Raw genomic sequence first — 17,081 nt, 5'->3', positions numbered from 1 at the left:
GTACGCGCCCCGCGTACCGCTGAATCGATATGAGTGGCTGATGGCGCATCGGGACCGGTCAGGTGATCTGCAGCTCCGGCCAGACGAGGGTGGCGGCGCCCCAGGACAGGCCTCCGCCGAACGCGGTGAGCAGCACCCGGTGGCCGGCGGCGAGCCGCCCTTCGCCGGTGGCTTCGGCGAGCAGCAGCGGAATGGAGGCGGCGCCGGTGTTGCCGACCCGGTCGATGTTGCTCAGGCGGCGCTCGGCGGGGATGCCGAGCCGGTCCGAGACGGCGTCCAGGATGCGGGCGTTGGCCTGGTGGGCGGCGAACCGGTCGACGTCGTCGAGACGCCAGCCGGCCCGCTCGGCGGCCTCCGCGGACGCGGCGGTCATGCGTTCCACCGCGTGCCGGTAGGTCTCCCGGCCGACCATCTGGAAGTACCGCTCCTCCGGGTCGACGGGCCGATCCGCGGACCGCTGCCGGGAGCCGCCCGCCGGCACCTCGATGAGGTGGCTCAGTTCGCCGTCGCTGCCGAGCACCAGCGGGCCGATCGCGCCGGGCTCGCCGGCCGAGCCGGCGCGCAGCACGACCGCGCCCGCGCCGTCCGCGAAGATCACCGCGGTGGTGCGGTCCTCCGGGTTGATGATCGTGGTGAAGGCGTCGGCGGCGATCAACAGCACGTCGTCCGCGATCCCCGCCGCGATCAGTCCGGCGGCCGAGGCCAGGCCGTACAGGAACCCTGAGCAGACGGCCGCCACGTCGAAGGCGGGCACCTGCCCGAGCCCCAGCCGGGCCGCGACCTGCGGTGCGGTCGCAGGGCAGGGCTGGTCCGGGGTGGTGGTGGCGAGCACCACCGCGCCGACCTGCTCGGTGCCCGCCGACTTCAGCGCCCTGAGGCCCGCCTCGACGGCGAGGTCGCCGGTGGATGTGCCGGGCGTGATGTAGCACCGCTCGGCGATCCCGGTCCGCGACCGGATCCAGGCGTCGGAGGTGTCGAGCCGCCGGGACAGGTCGTCGTTGGTCACCACGTTCGGCGGGACGTACGACCCGACGCCGGTGACCACCGCGGCCCGCCCGCCGCTCATGCGCCGGCCTCCGAGGCCAGGACCTCCACGGGGAGGCCCATGTAGGCCATGCGGACCTCGGCCATCTCGTCGGTCCACCGCTCGGCCATGTCGTAGCGCTGCTCGGCGGTGGTGTCGAGCATCCGCACGCCCGGCCAGATCTCGTAGTCCCCGATCCTGTCCGCGTGTTCGGCCATGCCCTGCTGGAACAGCTCCTCGCGGTGGATGACGAACTCCCGGTCCGGGATCTCGTCCCACAGCTTCACGCCGGAGCGCAGGATCTGAAGCAGCCGCGGCTTGTACTCAGGGTGCTTGATCACGTGGTCGCGCAGGATGGTGCTGGCCACGGTGAGGTGGCGGATCTCGTCGATGGCGGTGCCGCGGGAGATCTCACCGGTCGCCGCGGAGAGCGGGGTCCACTTGCGCTCGCTCAGTTCGGCGGCCGGGGCGAGCACGCCCTCGATGATGATGGCGAACACGGCTACCCCGCCGGGGAAGTCGGCCTGGTCGCGGACGATGTCCAGGGTGAAGTCCACCACCGGGTCCAGGACCCGCTCGCGGTAGTCCCGGGCCATCTCCTCGATGCCCTTGAGCAGCGTGTCCGAGGGGATGCCCAGGTCCACCAGGTGCTGCCGGAAGACCCGGGCGTGCCGGGCCTCGTCGATCAGCTGGGTGGCGTAGAACTCCATCTCGGGGATGCCGGGCGCGATCGACACGTAGTGGCCGAGCAGCCGGGTGGCCAGCTCCTCCGCCAGCGCCCGGAAGCCGAACTCCAGCACCAGGGCCTCGCGCAGCGGGCCGGGGGCCTTCAGGAAGTCCGGGGTGAGCGCGTTCTCGTGGTGGCCGGTCACCCCGCGGTCGCGCAGGGTGCCCTGGGCGACCGAGGTGATCCAGTAGGCGAGGTCGCACTCCTCGGGGCCGAGGGTGAGTTCCTTCGCGCCGTCCAGCAGACCGGGTGCCTTGTCCCAGTCCGCCTCGGGTGCCACGGGTGCGGTCATGATGCGACGGCCTCCTTAGCCGGACGCAGGGAGCCGGCGTACAGCCCGCCGGCGTAACTGAACAGCGGCAGCCCCGGGTCCGCCGTGGCGCGTACGACGTGACCGAGCAGCAGTTCGCTGTCGCCCGCCGCCTGCGCGGACTGGAAGCGGCAGACGTAGTGGGCGAGCGCGCCCGCGATGAGCGGGGCGTGCGCGTACCGGTCCGCCGTCCAGGCGAGGCCCGCGAACGCCGCGTCCCCGTCGGGCCGGGAGCTGTCGGCGAAGTGCCGTGCCACGTCGGCCTGTTCGGCGCCGAGCACGTTGATCGCGAAGCGGCCCTCGGCGGCGGCCAGCCGGGCGAACGACGAGCCGGCCCGCAGCACCACCCCGACCAGCAGCGGCTCGCGCGAGACCAGGGTGACGGTGCTCGCGGTGGTGCCGTGCATCCGCTCCTCGGGGCCCGTGGTCAGCACCGACACCGGGGACGCCAGGTGGTACAGCGCCCGCCGCCGCTCGGCCGGGTCCTGCCGCACGGGACGCCGTACGCCGGTCGCCGTGGTCATCGCACGGCCTCCGTCTCCCGCACCGGCTGCGGTACGGCCGTACGCGCCGGGACGTGCCCGACCGGCACCGGCTCCGTCGCGTGCCCGACCGGCTTGGGGTGCGGCAGGCCCAGGTCGTCCAGCAGCCGCAGGTAGCCCTCCTGACGCACCGGCTCGAAGGGCAGCGCGAACGACTTCATGAAGTTGCCGAACAGGCCCCGGTCGCCGAACAGGTGGAACGGCAGCACCAGCAGCGCCCACTCCGGCCTGACCAGCCAGCACCACAGCGCGGCGACCGCGCCCTGCGTGATCAGGCTGTGCATGACGTTGTAGAGGACGTAGTACGCCTTGGGGATCGGCCGGCCGCCGCTCCTGCGGAACGCGATCGCGCCCGGGATGTAGCCGATCAGGTCGATGTACAGGAACAGTCCGAGCGCGGGCAGCCAGCGGATGTCGCCGAAGTGGTAGACGATCAGTCCGGTGGTGACGGCGAGGCCCACCAGGTACTCGGCGCGGTGCAGCGAGTAGGTGCGGGGTGTCTCGAACGGGTTCGCCTGGTCCATGGGTCAGCTCCTCGCCCCGGTCCTAGGCGCCGACCGCGGCGGGCCGGCCCAGTTCGATGCCGCCGTGGACGCGCACCGCCGGGTACAGGCCGGTCAGCGCCCAGGCGACGGTCTCCTTGATGACCCGCTCGGCGATCGGGTCGAGGATGCCCTCCAGGCTCGGGATGCCGAAGTCGAAGTCGGCGTCGAAGCGGACGGCCACGTCGGCGCCGTCCTGCCGGATCGACCAGGTCCCCTCGAAGGAGTCGAAGTCGCCGTCGGACTGCTCGAAGCGGATCTCGCCCGCCTCCGGGTCCACCGTGTCGTCCTCGGTCCAGCGCAGCAGACCGCTGCGGAAGTGCAGCTCCCAGCTGGAGGAGGCCTTCGGGTCGGGGTAGGAGGCGTGCACGGTGGTCGCGTTGACGTGGGGCGCCAGCTCCGGGTAGCGCTCCCAGCGCCGTACGGCGTGCAGGACCGTTTCCGCCTGCTCCGCGGGTATCAGGGCATCGAGTTCGACGTGCCGCACGATCAGTTACCGCCTTCCGGCATTGTGGCCGCACCCTTGATCAGGTCGCGGGTGGCCAGGTCGAAGGAGTTGACGAGGAAGTCCACGTCGGTGTCGGTCAGCACGGCGGGCGGCGTGAACCGCACCACCGAGCTGCCGTTCATGGAGTGGTTGGCGACCACGCCGTGGTTGAACAGCTCGATCAGCAGCTCGCCGGCGAGGCCCGCCTCGACCAGCTCCACCCCGATGAGCAGGCCCCGGCCGCGCACCTCCACGACCAGCTCGGGGATGTTGCGGTGGGCGACCTCCGCGATCCGCGGCAGCAGCCGCGCACCGAGGTCCATCGCCCGGGTGACCAGGCGTTCCTCCTTGACGGCCCGCACCGCGCCCTGCACCGCGGCCATCAGCACCGGCTGCCCGGAGAACGTGGCGGTGTGGACGTAGGGGTCCTTGTCGAAGGGGCGGAACGCCTTGCGGGTGGCGACGGCCGCCGACACCGGCATCACCCCGCCGCCGAGCGCCTTCCCGGCGAGCAGGACGTCCGGTACGACGCCTTCCACGTCGGCGCCCCACCACTCGCCGAGCCGGCCGAACCCGGACTGCACCTCGTCGAGGATCAGGAACCCGTCGTACTCGCGGACCAGTTCCTCGACCCGCTTCAGATAGCCCTTGGGCGGGATGATCACACCGCCCTCGCCCTGCACCGGCTCCAGGATCACGCAGACCTCGCCGGGGTGGGCCCGCAGCTCGGCCTCCAGGGCATCCGCGTCACCGAACGGCAGATGCAGGAAGTCCGGGACGAGCGGCCGGAACGGCGCCTGGTACACGTCCTTCGCGGTCGCCGACAGCGCCCCCAGCGTCTTGCCGTGGTAGCCGCCGCGCATCGAGACCGTCCGCTTGTACCCGTTGGCGCGGGCCAGCTTCAGTCCCGTCTCCACCGCCTCCGCACCCGACAGTGCGAAGTGCACCCGGTCGAGCCCGGCCGGCAGCACCGACACCAGCGCCTCCGCCGCCCGCGCCACCGTCGGCTCCAGCAGGATCCGGGTCGCCGTGGGGTGGGTGCGCAGCTGGCGCTCCACCTCCTCCATCACGATCGGGTGCCGGGCGCCCATGATGAACACCCCGTAACCACCCGCGTTCAGGAACCGCTCACCATCACTCGTGGTGAGCCAGGCGCCCTCCGACGCCGTCTCCATATGACTGCCGAACAACTCGGCGAGCGTGGCCCGGCCCTTGCTCAGATGGGCCCGGTACAACCCGAGAATCTCCGCCTCACTATCGGCGCCAAGCGCCGCCGGGGCATCCTGAATGACGGTCACGTGTAGCTCACTCCAAGAAGGTGGATGATGAAGACTCCGGCGCGTGCAGCGCCCCGAAAGGGGCGCGGGGCCGTGTCGATTTGCGGCTGCCGCCGCGTGGGCGCGACAAGCCACAACGGGCCCGCAGCCGCCCGACAGCCCCGTCGGCACGGCGCTAGGCGAGAACCAACGGCCCCCCGCCGAAATAAGTCAGCAAAGGCTCAGCCGCGGCAATCCGAGAAGGCGGATGAAAGGCCAGCGCACGCACAGCCGCAGCGACCTGCGTACTCGCACTGCTCTGAATGAAGTCCAGCCCGCCCAGCAACTCCAGCGACCGGGCCACGATGTCCGGCAGCGCGTTCTGCACCGCATAACGCGCGACCAGCACCCGCGCCACCGACGCCTCGTCGCCCGGCTCCGGCCCCGTCCCGCGGGCCACGCCCTCCAGCAGGGCCAGCGCGGCCTCCATGTCGACGGCGAGCGCGGCCCGCTCCTCCGCGCTGCCCCGCTGGCGCTCCAGCACGTGCTCCACGAGCGCGGCGGCCCCGCCGGCGTACCCGGCGGAGATCAGCATCTCGAACCAGACGAACCCGGCCGACTGCAGATCGTCCAGGCGGGTGGGGTCGTCCGCGCCGGCCCGCACGACCATCTCGGCCGGCACGAACACGTCCTCCAGGCGGACCTCGTCGCTCTCCGCGCCGGCCAGCAGGTCGTTGCCCCAGAACGGGTGCACGGTCAGGCCGGGCGCGTCGGAGGGGACCAGGGCGAGCGCCAGTTCCGGCTCGCCGCCGTCCTCGCCGTGGATCGCGATGGACGCGGTCAGCAGGCTCATCGAACGGGACAGGCTGCACGGCTTCTTCGCGCCGGACAGCAGGAACCCGCCCTCGACCGGGCGCGCGGTCACGGCCGGCTTCAGCACGTTCTGCGCGGTACGGCCCTCCGCCCAGCCGGACGCCATCACCATCTGCTCCGGCACGATCCGGTGCAGCAGGGCGGTCTGCCCGCCGGTGAGCCGGCCCGACTTGACCGCCAGCGAGTACAGCATGGCGGCGGTGAAGTGGTGCATGGACACGGCGGCGACCAGCGACGGTGACACCGCGCCGAGCGCCAGCTGCACGTGCAGCGCCTCCAGCGGGGCGGCGCCGTGGCCGCCGTAGACCTCGGGTATCAGCAGGCCCACCCCGCCGTGGATGCGGAACAGGTCGATCACCGGGCTGCCGGGCCGCTCCCGCTGGACGTACGGGATCTGGTCCAGCTCCTTGAGGAGTCCGGGATGGAACCGCTCGCAGACGGTCCGGGCAGCATCGAGGGAACGCACGGGAAACCTCCGGAAGACTTCGAGAGCGGGGTTCAGGCGCCGAACACGGCGTCGTACGGGCTCACGTCGCGGGCGATGCTGACTCCCTGCACGTGGGACGTCTTGAGCATCGGGTAGTTGGCCTCGCCGAAGGCGCCGCCGGTGCGGCCGGTGCCGCCGTGGCTCGGCAGGTACGGCAGGAAGCCGATGTGGGAGTCGTTGACCTTCAGCAGGCCGCCGTTGACCGTGCGCCGCACGAAGGTCTCGATGACGTGGTCGGAGCGCGACCACAGCGAGTTGCGCAGCCCGTAGTCGTTGCTGTTGACGAACTGCAGGAACGCCTCCAGCAGGGCGTCGTCGTTGTCGCGTTCGGCGACCACGATCGGGACCAGCGGGAAGAACGTCTCCTCGCGGACCACGTCGTACGTGCGCGCCCGGTCGAGACCGTCGACGCGGACCACCGTCGGCTGCAGGAACACACCCGTCTCCGACACGGTGCCGTCCAGCTCGGTGCGGTTGCCGCCGGTGACCAGCTCGGCGCCGTTGTCCAGGGCCTGCCGCAGCAGCCGGAAGAACCGCTCGCTGCGCCGGACCGGCGACAGCAGCACGTCCTCCTCCTCGGGCAGGCCCGGCCGGATGCCCTTGACCTGCTCGCGGACCTCCGCGATCAGCGCCTCGGCGATCTCGGGGTGAACGAGGACGTAGTTGGGCACCATGCAGATCTGCCCGGAGCCGTAGAACGCCTCCGTGATGGCCTCGGCCGCCCACTTCACGTCGGCGTCCTTCCACACCACGATGCCGTCGTTGCCGGCCAGTTCGAGGATCGGCTTCTTGCCGTGGGAGACGCAACTCTGCTCGAAGCGCAGGCCCTCCTGGCTGCCGCCGATGTAGAAGATGTCGTTGATCAGCGGGTCCGCGATCCAGCGGTCCATCGTCTGCTTCGGGTTGGAGCACACCGCGTTCAGCACGCCGGCCGGCGCGTCGGCCTCTTCCAGCAGCGGCGCGACGATCTCCCGCAGCAGCCACATCGTGGACAGCGCGATGGAGCGCGGCGCCCGCACCACCACCGCGTTGCCGGCCATCAGCGCCAGCACGCACAGCGCGGCCGACGGCAGCGGGGCGTTCTGCGGCGGGTTGAACGCGACGACCCCGTCCGGCTGGCGGTGCAGGATCAGCTTGCGGCCGTTGTACTCCTTCTCCACCCGCATCTGCTTCAGGTACCAGCGCAGCGACCCGGGGGCGTAGATCTGCAGCAGGCAGCTCAGTTCCCAGCGGGCCAGCTTCACCGGGTGCGACTCGGCGACCAGCATCCGCAGGAACTCGTCCTGGTGCTTGATCAGTTCCTCGCGGAACCGGGTGCCCAGCCGCATCCGCCGCTCCAGCGGTACGGCCGCCCAGTCCGGGGCCGCCGCTGCGGCCGCCTGCGAGGCCAGGTCGATGGCGGAGTCGTCCGCGATCGCGCAGCGCCCGACCACGTACGGGTGCCGGGCCGCCTCGGACTCCGGGTCCTGTTCGAGGGTGCGCTTCAGGCTGACGCTCGTGAAAACGTCTTCCAGCAGGGAACGCCCGCTGACGGTGTACACCCACCCGTCACCGGCGACGTCCTTGCCCGCGATGTAGAGGTCGTAGCTCTTGAATCCGGAAGGTGCCTCGGCACTCTCCTCCTGCGCTGCTTCGCGAAGCATCTTCAGCCTTTCCGATATGGCGAGTGGATTTCTTGAAGCAATGCGAGCCTGACAGCGGAATCTGACCCCGCGCTGACACCGGACTGATTCAGCCAACGGGCCGGTCAGGAGCCGTCAGCGGGGCGTCAGCCGGCGCTGCTTGCATGAGGCGCATGCCACCTGTCGACAGCACGATCCAGCGGTTGCGCGAGCTGCCGCGCCCCGAACTCGCCGAAGAGATCGAGACAATCGCCCTGGAGAAATTCCGGGCCGTGCTCCTCATGGACGAGTCCGAGGATCTCCCCCTCGACGTCAGCTATTTCGATCTCGGCCTCACCTCGCTGCGGCTGACCGAGATACGGCAGAGCCTGGAGCAGCTCCTGGACCTGTCGATCAACGTCAGCGTGCTCTTCAACGAGCCGACGATCGGTCACCTCGTGGACCACCTGACGCAGGCCATCACCGACCAGAGCCAGAACGCCTAGAAGGAGTCGCTCCATGCCGCGCACGGAATCAGAGCAGGCGCCCGAGCCGGTCGCGATCGTCGGAATCGGTCTGCGGTTCCCCGGCGGCAGCGGCTCACCCGACGAGTTCGACACCTTCCTCAAGGAGGGCCGCAGCGGCATCAGCCCGCTGCCCACGGACCGCTGGGACGTCGAGGCGTTCACCCCCGACGGAGACGACGACAAGGGCAAGATCCGCGCCTCCGCCGGCGGATTCCTCGACCGCATCGACCTGTTCGACGCCGGCTTCTTCAACATCTCCCCGAAGGAAGCCCGCTACATGGACCCCCAGCAGCGGCTGCTGCTGGAGACCGCCTGGCAGGCCCTGGAGCACGCCGGCATCGACCCGGCGCCGCTGCGCCGCGGCAACGGCGGCGTCTACATCGGCGCCAGCTCCATCGACTACGCCCTCGAACTGGACGCGCTGCCCTACGAGGAACTCGACGGCCACCTGGCGTCCGGCATCACCATGTTCCCGCTGTCCGGCCGGCTCTCCTACTTCCTCGGCTGGCGCGGGCCCAGCATGAGCGTCGACACCGCCTGCTCCTCCTCGCTGGTCGCCCTGCACCTGGCCGTGCAGGCCCTGCGCGCCGGCGAGAGCGACATCGCGCTGTGCGGCGGCGTCAACGCCCTGCACCACCCGCGCATCCCGGTGATGTTCTCCAACGCCCAGATGCTCGCCCCCGACGGCCACTGCAAGACGTTCGACGAGGCCGCCGACGGCTACGCGCGCGCCGAGGGCTGCGGCATCGTCGTTCTCAAGCGCCTCTCCGACGCCGAACGCGACGGCGACCGGATCCTCGCCCTCGTGCGCGGCACCGCCGTCGGCCAGGACGGCGACAGCGCCGGCCTCACGGTGCCCAACGGGCCCGCGCAGGAGAAGGTCATCCGCAGCGCGCTCGCCGCCGCCCACCTGGCGCCCGAGGACATCAGCTACGTCGAGGCGCACGGCACCGGCACCCCGCTCGGCGACCCCATCGAATTCGGCGCCATCGGGGACGTGTTCATCGACTCCCACACCAAGGACCGCCCGGTGCTGGTCGGTTCGGTGAAGACGAACCTCGGCCACATGGAGCCCGCCTCCGGCATCGTCGGCGTCATCAAGACCGTGCTCCAGCTGCGCTCCGGCACGATCTACCCGCACGTCAACCTCAACACCCCCTCCGGGCGCATCCCCTGGGACCTGTACCCGGTGCGGGTGCCGACCGCCTGCGAGCCGTGGGACGCCGAGGTCCGCCGTGCCGTCGTCAACAGCTTCGGGTTCGCCGGGACCATCGGCGCGGTGGTGCTGGAGCAGGCGCCCACCCGGGACCAGGGGACGCGGCAGCCGGAGGAGTCGGGCGCCGCCCCCCTGTTCACCCTGTCCGCCAAGAACGCCGCCGCCCTGCGCGAACTCGCCGACGATTACCGGTCGTTGCTGGACGAGCGCCCCGACGTGTCCGTGCCCGCGCTCTGCCACAGTGCCAACACCACCCGCGGCCACCACCCCTACCGGATCGCCGCCCCCGTCGCCGACCGCGCCGCGCTCACCAAGCTCCTCGACCGCGCCGCCGAGGCCGAGCACGAGGGCCCCACCGGCATCCGCAAGACCGCCTTCATGTTCACCGGCCAGGGCTCCCAGTACGCCGGCATGGGCGCCGCCCTCTACGCGGCCCTCCCCGTCTTCCGCGAGCACGTCGACGCGTGCGACCGCCTGTTCGCCCCCCACCTCGGCCGCTCCGTGCGCGAGCTGCTCCTCGGCACTGCCGCCGCCCCCGAGGCGATCGACCGCACCGAGTACACCCAGCCCGCCCTGTTCACCCTGGAGTACGCCCTCGCCCAGCAGTGGCTGGCCTGGGGCGCCAAGCCCAACGTGCTCATCGGGCACAGCATCGGCGAGGTCGTCGCCGCCGCCGTGGCCGGCCTGTTCAGCCTGCCCGACGCGGTCACCCTCGTCGCCGCCCGCGCCCGGCTGATGCAGGCCGTCAGCACCGAGGGCGGGATGGCCGCCGTCGCCGCGCCCGTCGAGGACGTCGAACCCCTGCTCGCCGGTCACGACGACCTCGCCCTCGCCGGGATCAACGCCCCCGACCAGACCGTGATCTCCGGCGCCACCGCCGCGCTGGAGGAGGTCCTCGCCGTCCTCGACGGGCGGGGCGTCCGCGTCGACCGGCTCAAGGTCTCCCACGCCTTCCACTCGCCCCTGATGGCCGAGGTCTACGACGACTTCCGCGCCGCCCTGGACGGCATCACCTTCCACGAGCCGAAGATCAGCCTGATCTCCAACGTCACCGGGCGCCTCGCCCGGTTCCGCGAGATCGGCACCCCCGACTACTGGGTGCGGCACATCGGTGAACCCGTCCGCTTCCTCGACGGCATCCGAGCCGTCGCCAAGCGCGGCCGGCACGCCCTCATCGAGATCGGCCCCCAGGCCGGACTCACCGCCCTCGCCCGCCGGGGCGTCACCGTCGAGGACCACGTGTGGCTGGCCAGCCTGCGCCGCCGCGACACCACGACGGCCACCACCCTCACCGCGCTCGCCGACTACTACGCGGCCGGACTGCCCGTCTCCTGGGACGGCTACCACGCCGGACAGCCGGTGCCCGCCCGCGTCGACCTGCCGACGTACGCCTTCCAGCGCAAGCGCTACTGGCTGCCCGCCGTCACCCCCCGCCGCTCCACCGCGAACGGCACCGCGCGGCACCTGCTGCTCGGCGTGGAGGAGCGGTTCGCCAGCGGCGTACGGGAGTTCAACGCCGAGTTCACCACCGAGGAACTCGGCGCCCTCGCCGACCTCACCGACGGCGGCCGCACCACCCTCCCGGCCGGCGCCTACGTCGACCTGCTGCTCGCCGCGCAGGACGCCGTGCAGGGCCACGCCCGCAACGCCGTCCGCGACCTCAGGCTCCTCGCCCCTCTCGACCTGGCTCCCGAGACCACGACCGCGCTGACCACCCGCTGGCGGCCGCGCCGCGCGGGCGGCGCCGACGTCGAGGTGTTCACCGTCGTCGGCGGGGAGGAGAACCTGCACGCCACCGCCGTCGTCGCCGCCGACCCCGAACCCCTCGTCCCCGTCAGCGAGCTGGCCGAACTGGACGCCACGCTCGCCCCGGCCGGACAGCAGATCGACGACGAGGACATCTACACCGACCTCGCCTCCGTCGGCCGCGCCCACGGCCCCCGGATGCGCCTCCTGCTCCACGCCGCCCGCCACGCCGACGCAGCGCCGCAGCAGGCAACGTCCGCCCCGTCACGACGCCCGGCACGCTCCCCCAGCCTTCGGCCGGGGGTGCCCCCACTCGCCGCACCGGCCGTAACCCCAAGTACGTCCAGTACGAGGGCTTCCGGCCGGCACGCCGAGAGCACGCACCGGACGCCGCTCCTTGAAGGGCAAACGCTGCCTGCCGCGGCGCTGGTCACCGGTGAACTCTCCGGCCGTGACGCCACCGCCGTCGAGCACGTGCCGGCCGAGCTGCTGGAGGCCGCCGTGCAGGCGCTGGTCGTCCTCGACCCCGAGGGCCCGGTGTTCGTACCGCGCGAGATCGCCGCCGTACGGCACTTCCGCAAGCCGCGCGGCGAGAACCTCCGCGTGCTCGCCCGGGTCCGCGGCGACCTGGACGCCCGCCTCGCCGACGTGCTCCTGCTGGAGAACGGCGACCCCGTCGCCGAGCTGCTCGGCGTGCGCATGGCCCGGCCCGAGGGCCGCACCGGCCGCCGCCAGTTCCTGCACCGCCCCGAATGGGTGCGCCGCGCCCTCCCGGCGAAGGACGCCGCGCCGGCCCGGCACGTCGTCCTCCTCGACCCGGCCGCCGTCCGCGCCGCCGAACTCGCCGGCGAACCCGGCCTGAAGGTCACCTGGCTGCCCGACCTCACCGACCTCAAGTCCGCCCTGGAGGACCCCACCGTCACCGACGTGTGCCGCGTCTGGCGGCAGCATCCCGAACCGATGTCCGCCGACCGGCTGCGCGCCGAGTGCGAGGACAACTACCGCGAACTCCTCGCCCTGACAGCCGCGTTGGACGCCCTGGACAGTGCCCGGCCGCCCCGGCTCTGGCTGGTCACCGAGGGCGCCCAGTGGCTCCCCGGCGACCCGGCCGGCGACGGCGGCCACCTCGCCGCCGCCACCCTGTGGGGCTTCGGCCGCGTCCTGCTCACCGAGTACCCGCAGCTGCGGGCCACCCTCGTCGACCTCGCCCCCGGCAGCGGGCTCGCGCCCCTCGCCGAGGAATGGCGCACCGAACCGGCCGGCGAGTACCAGGTCGCCCACCGGCCCGGCCGCCGCTACGTGCGCCGGCTGCTCGCCGGTGACGCCCCCCTCACCTGGACCGGAGGTTTCGAGCTGCGTGCCGCCGACTCCGGCGACCTCTCCGACCTCGCCCTCGCCCCGGCCGCTGGACGCGCACCGGGGACGGACGAGGTCCAGGTCCGCGTGCACACCGTCGGCCTCACCGCCGAGGACGCCCGCACCGCCCTCGACACCGGCCGCGCCGAACGCGCCGAGGAGGACGGCGCCGAGGAGGAACCGCCGCCGCTGCTCGGCCAGTCCGCCCGCGGCACCGTCCTCGCCGCCGCCGACGGCACCGGATTCGCGCCCGGCGACGAGGTCCTCGTCCGCCACGACGGCACGTTCCGCTCCACGCTCACCGTGCCCGCCGTCGCCGTCGTCCACGCCACCGGTTCCGACGACACGGCCCCGCACTTCCGGCTCGACGAGACCGGCGAAGCGCTGCGCACCGCCCTCTCCGACCCCGCCGGACGCGCCTGGGTGACCCTGCCCGAGGACCCGGCCGAGGAACGGACCCCCGAGGACGACGGCCCGGTGGGCCTGCGCGCCGACCGCACCTACCTGGTCACCGGCGGCCTCGGCGGCCTCGGCCTGGTCACCGCCCGCAAGCTGGTCGCCCTCGGCGCCCGCCACCTCACCCTGGTCAGCCGCAGCGGCCGGCCCACCGAGGAGGCCGCACCGGTCCTCGCCGACCTCGCCGCCGACGCCGAGATCGCCGTCGTACGCGCCGACGTCTCCCGCGCGGAGGACGTCCGGCGCCTGGTGCGGCAGCTCGCGGACGGACCGTACCCGGTCGGCGGGATCGTGCACGCCGCCGGCTCCTACGACAAGAAACTGATCTCCGAACTGACGTGGGAGTCCGTGGACGCCCAGCTCGCCGCGAAGGCCTACGGCGGCTGGCTCCTGCACGAGGCCGCCGAGGAGGGCTTCCCCGAGCTGGACTTCTTCGTCACCTACTCCTCCATCGCCTCCGTCCTCGGCGGCGCCACCCAGGGCCACTACGCCGCCGCCAGCGCCGGACTCGACGCCCTCGCCGAGTGGCGCGGCCGGCGCGGGGTGCCCGGCCTCTCGGTCAACTGGGGCGCCTGGGCCCGGGTCGGCATGTCCGCCCGGCTGGAGGAGCACCTCAGCCAGGAGATCGAACGCAGCGGCGTCCGCTTCTTCTCCCCGACCCGCGCCCTGGACACCCTGGCCCGGCTGTGGGGCAGGCCCCGCACCCAGCGGATCGTCGGCGAGTTCGACTGGGACCGCTACGTGTCCGGCAGCGTCACCGGCGACCTGTTCTACGACCGGCTCGCCCGGCAGACCCCCGACGACGACGGCACCGGCCTGGACCTCACGGCGCTGGCCGCGCTGCCCGACGCCGAGCGCCTCGCCGCCGTCACCGCGGTCGTCGGCGAACGGGTCGCCGCCGTCCTGCACCTGGAGGAGGGCGACGAGCTGGACCAGAACACCGAGTTCGTCTCGCTGGGCCTGGACTCCCTGATGGCCCAGCAGGTCAGGTCCGGTCTGGAGCAGGCCTTCCGGCTGCCCCTGCCGGCCTCCCTCACCCTCGACCACCCCACGGTCCGCGCACTGGCCCAGTTCGTCGACGGCCGGCTCGCCCCGGCACCGGCGGCGTGACAGCCCCAAGGGACGGGAGAACCCCGATGAACGGCATACCGAGGGAGCGCTGGACGCTCCACCACACCGCCCGGGCCCACGCCGGAAGCCGCCCGGACCACCCCGCGATCGTCTGCGACGGCCGCGTCACCACCTACGACAAGCTGCACCGCGACAGCAACCGCGCCGCCCACGCCCTGCACACCAGCGGCGTCCGGCGCGGCGACCGGATCGCCTACCTGGGCCGCGAGTCCGAGCACTACTACCTGGTGATGATCGCCTGCGCCAAGGCCGGCGCGGTCCTCGTCCCGGTCAACTGGCGGCTGACCCCGCACGAGGTCGACCACATCCTGCGCGACTCCGGGGCGACCCTGATCTTCGTCGACGACGAGTTCTGGGACACCGTCGCCACCGTCCGCCACCAACTGCGCGGACTGCGCAAGGTGATCAGGGTCGACGGCACCGACGCCGACGGCGAACCCGCCCGCGGCGCCGGCCTGCCCGCCTGGGCCGCCGACCAGCCCGACACCGACCTCGCGCCCGGCACCGGCCCCGACGACGCGGTCATCCAGATCTACACCAGCGGCACCACCGGCCTGCCCAAGGGCGCGGTCCTCGCCCACCGCAGCTTCTTCACCCTGCCGCACGCCGGCCGCGTGCACGGCGTCGACTGGATCGACTGGCTCCCCGACGACGTCAGCCTGATCTCCCTGCCCGGCTTCGGCGTCGCCGGCATCGGCTGGTTCCTGCACACCTTCAACGCCGGCGGCACCAACGTGATCATGCCGCAGTTCGACCCGCAGGAGGCCGTCCGCCTCATCCACGTCCACGGGGTGACCACCACCTTCGCCGCGCCGGCCATGCTGCAGGCGATGGCGGCCGAACGCGGCGCCACCCCCGAGGCGTTCGCCTCCCTGCGCAAGATCGCGTACGGCGCCGCCCCCATGTCCGAGACGCTGCTCAAACAGTGCCTGGAGACCTACGGCTGCGAGTTCGCTCAGATCTACGCCAGCACCGAGACCGGCAGCGTCGCGGTCTGCCTGCCGCCCGAGGACCACCACCCCGGCAGCGACAAGCTCACCTCGGTGGGCCGTGCGTGCCCCGGAAACGAGATCAAGGTCGTCGATCCCGCCGGCGAGACACTCCCGCCCGGCGCCATCGGCCAGATCTGCGTCCGCGCCCCGTCCCGGATGCTCGGCTACTGGAACCTGCCCGACGCCACCGCCCGCACCCTGGTGGGGGAGTGGCTGCACATGGGCGACGCCGGCTACCTCGACGAGGACGGCTACCTCCACCTCTGCGACCGCATCAACGACACGATCATCGTCGCCGGCCAGAACATCTACCCGGCCGAGGTCGAGAAGGCCCTCGCGGCCCACCCCGCGGTCGCCGACGCGGCGGTCGTCGGCCTCCCCGACGACCGCTGGGGCGAAAGCGTCCACGCGGTCGTCGTCCTCCGCCCCGGCACCAAGGCGACCCCCCGCGAACTCCTCCTCTCCCTCCGCGGCCGCATAGCCGACTACAAGATCCCCGGCACCTACCACTTCACGGCCGCCCTCCCCCGCAACCCCTCCGGCAAAATCCTCCGCCGCGCAGTCCGAGACCACCTGACAACCCCGCTCGCCTGAACCCCGAGAGGAAACCCATGCCTTCCAACTCCCCGGGAAACAGCGCCCCGTCAGGGGCGCGGGGAACTGCGCGAGCAACCACAACGCACCCGCGCCTGGAAACGCACGAAGCCGAACCCGTGCCTTCGCACACCGGGCACGGCAACGCCCCTGAAGGGGCGCGGGGAACTGCGCGACTAGCCACAACGCACCCGCACCCCGCAACGCACGAACCCCCCCCTCTCCAGATCGGCATCCTCCTCCCCACAAGAGAACAAGCCATCAACGGCACCTACGCCGCAGCCCCCCTCCTGGACTTCGCCAGAACCGCGGAAACCCTGGGATTCGACTCCCTCTGGGCCGGAGACTCCCTCACAGCCCGCCCCCGCCTCGACCCCCTGATCGTCCTCTCGGCAGCCGCCGCGGCGACCAAGCACATCAAGGTCGGCACAGCCGCCCTCACCCCGGCCCTCCGCCACCCCCTCATCGGAGCCAACATGGCCGCCAGCCTCAGCCACGTCGCCGCCGACCGCCTCATCCTCGGCCTCGGCTCCGGCTTCCCGATGCCCGAGACCGAGGAGGAGTTCGCCTCCGTCGGCGCCTCCTTCCAGGGCCGGGTCGGCCGCCTGGACGAGATCACCGCGCTGTGGCGCACGGCCTGGCGCTCCGGCGAGGAGGGCGAACCCGCCGAGTTCGAGGGGAAGTTCTGGCAGGCGGAGAACCTGGACCGGCTGCCCGCCCCCGCGGTCCCCGGCGGCCCCCCGCTCTGGCTGGCCGGCAGCGACACCCCGAAGGTGCTGGCCCGCGCCGCGACCCGCTACGACGGCTGGCTGCCCTTCCTCCCGGACGTCGACGCCTACGCCCGCGCCCGCCGCCGTATCGCCGAACTCGCCGAAGAGGCCGGCCGCGGCGCCCACGCCGTCACACCCGCGCTGTACGCCACGGTCACGGTGGGCGCCGACGAGGCGGCCGCCCGGGCCGAGCTGGAGCACTACGTCAGCCACTACTACGGCCGCTCCCTGGACCAGATGCGGACCATCCAGGCCTATGCCTGGGGCAGCGCCGAGAAGTGCGCCGAATGGCTGGGCGGCTACGTCCGCGCCGGCGCCCGGCACCTCGTCGTACGGATCGGATCCCTGGATCCCGAGCCGCAGTTGAAGGAGATCGCCGAGGTGCTGCTGCCCGCGGTACGCGCCCTCGGCCAGTCCACCACCGTTGGGAGTACGCAGTCGTGA

At 72.5% G+C, this 17,081-nt stretch carries 12 protein-coding genes; 4 read left to right on the top strand and 8 right to left on the bottom strand.

Annotated elements, in window-relative coordinates; translation table 11 throughout:
* Positions 1–58: 58 nt before the first annotated feature.
* The 8 genes from DBP14_RS06110 to DBP14_RS06075 all read right to left on the bottom strand — a co-directional run bounded on the left by DBP14_RS06110 (position 59) and on the right by DBP14_RS06075 (position 7,891).
* A complete protein-coding gene (locus DBP14_RS06110; RefSeq protein ID WP_129306014.1) occupies positions 59–1,066 on the bottom strand; it encodes a beta-ketoacyl-ACP synthase III in 1,008 nt (335 codons plus the stop codon).
* Complete coding sequence (locus DBP14_RS06105; protein WP_129306013.1) at positions 1,063–2,043, bottom strand: VlmB-like protein; 981 nt, start codon at positions 2,041–2,043, stop codon at positions 1,063–1,065. Before DBP14_RS06105 ends, DBP14_RS06110 begins: the two co-directional genes overlap by 4 nt.
* The gene (locus DBP14_RS06100; RefSeq protein ID WP_129306012.1) at positions 2,040–2,585 is read right to left on the bottom strand and encodes a flavin reductase family protein; all 546 of its coding nucleotides are present in this window, start codon (positions 2,583–2,585) and stop codon (positions 2,040–2,042) included. Before DBP14_RS06100 ends, DBP14_RS06105 begins: the two co-directional genes overlap by 4 nt.
* Complete coding sequence (locus DBP14_RS06095) at positions 2,582–3,127, bottom strand: hypothetical protein (RefSeq protein ID WP_129306011.1); 546 nt, start codon at positions 3,125–3,127, stop codon at positions 2,582–2,584. The genes DBP14_RS06100 and DBP14_RS06095 overlap by 4 nt, the downstream gene beginning before the upstream one ends.
* A 22-nt stretch (positions 3,128–3,149) precedes the next feature.
* Positions 3,150–3,632 carry an SRPBCC family protein gene (locus DBP14_RS06090; protein WP_129306010.1) on the bottom strand — a complete coding sequence of 161 codons (483 nt, stop codon included), beginning with the start codon at positions 3,630–3,632 and terminating at the stop codon, positions 3,150–3,152.
* 2 nt (positions 3,633–3,634) lie between these two features.
* Positions 3,635–4,930: an aminotransferase class III-fold pyridoxal phosphate-dependent enzyme gene (locus DBP14_RS06085; RefSeq protein ID WP_129306009.1), complete on the bottom strand. Its 1,296-nt coding sequence runs from the start codon at positions 4,928–4,930 to the stop codon at positions 3,635–3,637.
* Between the two features lie 154 nt (positions 4,931–5,084).
* On the bottom strand, positions 5,085–6,227 hold the full coding sequence (locus DBP14_RS06080) for an acyl-CoA dehydrogenase family protein (protein ID WP_129306008.1): 1,143 nt from the start codon (positions 6,225–6,227) through the stop codon (positions 5,085–5,087).
* A gap of 32 nt (positions 6,228–6,259) precedes the next feature.
* Complete coding sequence (locus tag DBP14_RS06075) at positions 6,260–7,891, bottom strand: aldehyde dehydrogenase family protein (RefSeq protein WP_129306007.1); 1,632 nt, start codon at positions 7,889–7,891, stop codon at positions 6,260–6,262.
* Positions 7,892–8,043: 152 nt separating this feature from the next.
* Between DBP14_RS06075 and DBP14_RS06070 the strand changes: the two genes are divergently transcribed.
* The 4 genes from DBP14_RS06070 (at position 8,044) to DBP14_RS06055 (ending at position 17,081) form a co-directional block, all read left to right on the top strand.
* The gene (locus tag DBP14_RS06070; RefSeq protein WP_129306006.1) at positions 8,044–8,355 is read left to right on the top strand and encodes an acyl carrier protein; all 312 of its coding nucleotides are present in this window, start codon (positions 8,044–8,046) and stop codon (positions 8,353–8,355) included.
* Between the two features lie 13 nt (positions 8,356–8,368).
* Entirely contained in the window at positions 8,369–14,260 is a 5,892-nt protein-coding gene (locus DBP14_RS06065) for a type I polyketide synthase (protein ID WP_129306005.1), read from the top strand.
* 26 nt (positions 14,261–14,286) lie between these two features.
* Positions 14,287–15,867 (top strand): fatty acid--CoA ligase, encoded by a 1,581-nt coding sequence (locus DBP14_RS06060; protein WP_129306004.1) that lies wholly within the window; start codon positions 14,287–14,289, stop codon positions 15,865–15,867.
* 233 nt (positions 15,868–16,100) lie between these two features.
* The gene (locus DBP14_RS06055) at positions 16,101–17,081 is read left to right on the top strand and encodes an LLM class flavin-dependent oxidoreductase (RefSeq protein ID WP_206739426.1); all 981 of its coding nucleotides are present in this window, start codon (positions 16,101–16,103) and stop codon (positions 17,079–17,081) included.

The sequence above is a fragment of the Streptomyces sp. L2 genome, from assembly GCF_004124325.1.
In the GTDB taxonomy this organism is placed as follows: Bacteria; Actinomycetota; Actinomycetes; order Streptomycetales; family Streptomycetaceae; genus Streptomyces.
Note: the sequence above shows the minus strand (reverse complement) of the source record. Positions and strands in the feature narration are given on the sequence as shown.

Excerpts from the sequence above, each read along its gene's own strand:
- DBP14_RS06110 (WP_129306014.1), bottom strand. The coding sequence starts at position 1,066 with ATGAGCGGCGGGCGGGCCGCGGTGGTCACCGGCGTCGGGTCGTACGTC.
- DBP14_RS06105 (WP_129306013.1), bottom strand. The coding sequence starts at position 2,043 with ATGACCGCACCCGTGGCACCCGAGGCGGACTGGGACAAGGCACCCGGT.
- DBP14_RS06100 (WP_129306012.1), bottom strand. The coding sequence starts at position 2,585 with ATGACCACGGCGACCGGCGTACGGCGTCCCGTGCGGCAGGACCCGGCC.
- DBP14_RS06095 (WP_129306011.1), bottom strand. The coding sequence starts at position 3,127 with ATGGACCAGGCGAACCCGTTCGAGACACCCCGCACCTACTCGCTGCAC.
- DBP14_RS06075 (WP_129306007.1), bottom strand. The coding sequence starts at position 7,891 with ATGCTTCGCGAAGCAGCGCAGGAGGAGAGTGCCGAGGCACCTTCCGGA.
- DBP14_RS06070 (WP_129306006.1), top strand. The coding sequence starts at position 8,044 with ATGCCACCTGTCGACAGCACGATCCAGCGGTTGCGCGAGCTGCCGCGC.
- DBP14_RS06065 (WP_129306005.1), top strand. The coding sequence starts at position 8,369 with ATGCCGCGCACGGAATCAGAGCAGGCGCCCGAGCCGGTCGCGATCGTC.
- DBP14_RS06060 (WP_129306004.1), top strand. The coding sequence starts at position 14,287 with ATGAACGGCATACCGAGGGAGCGCTGGACGCTCCACCACACCGCCCGG.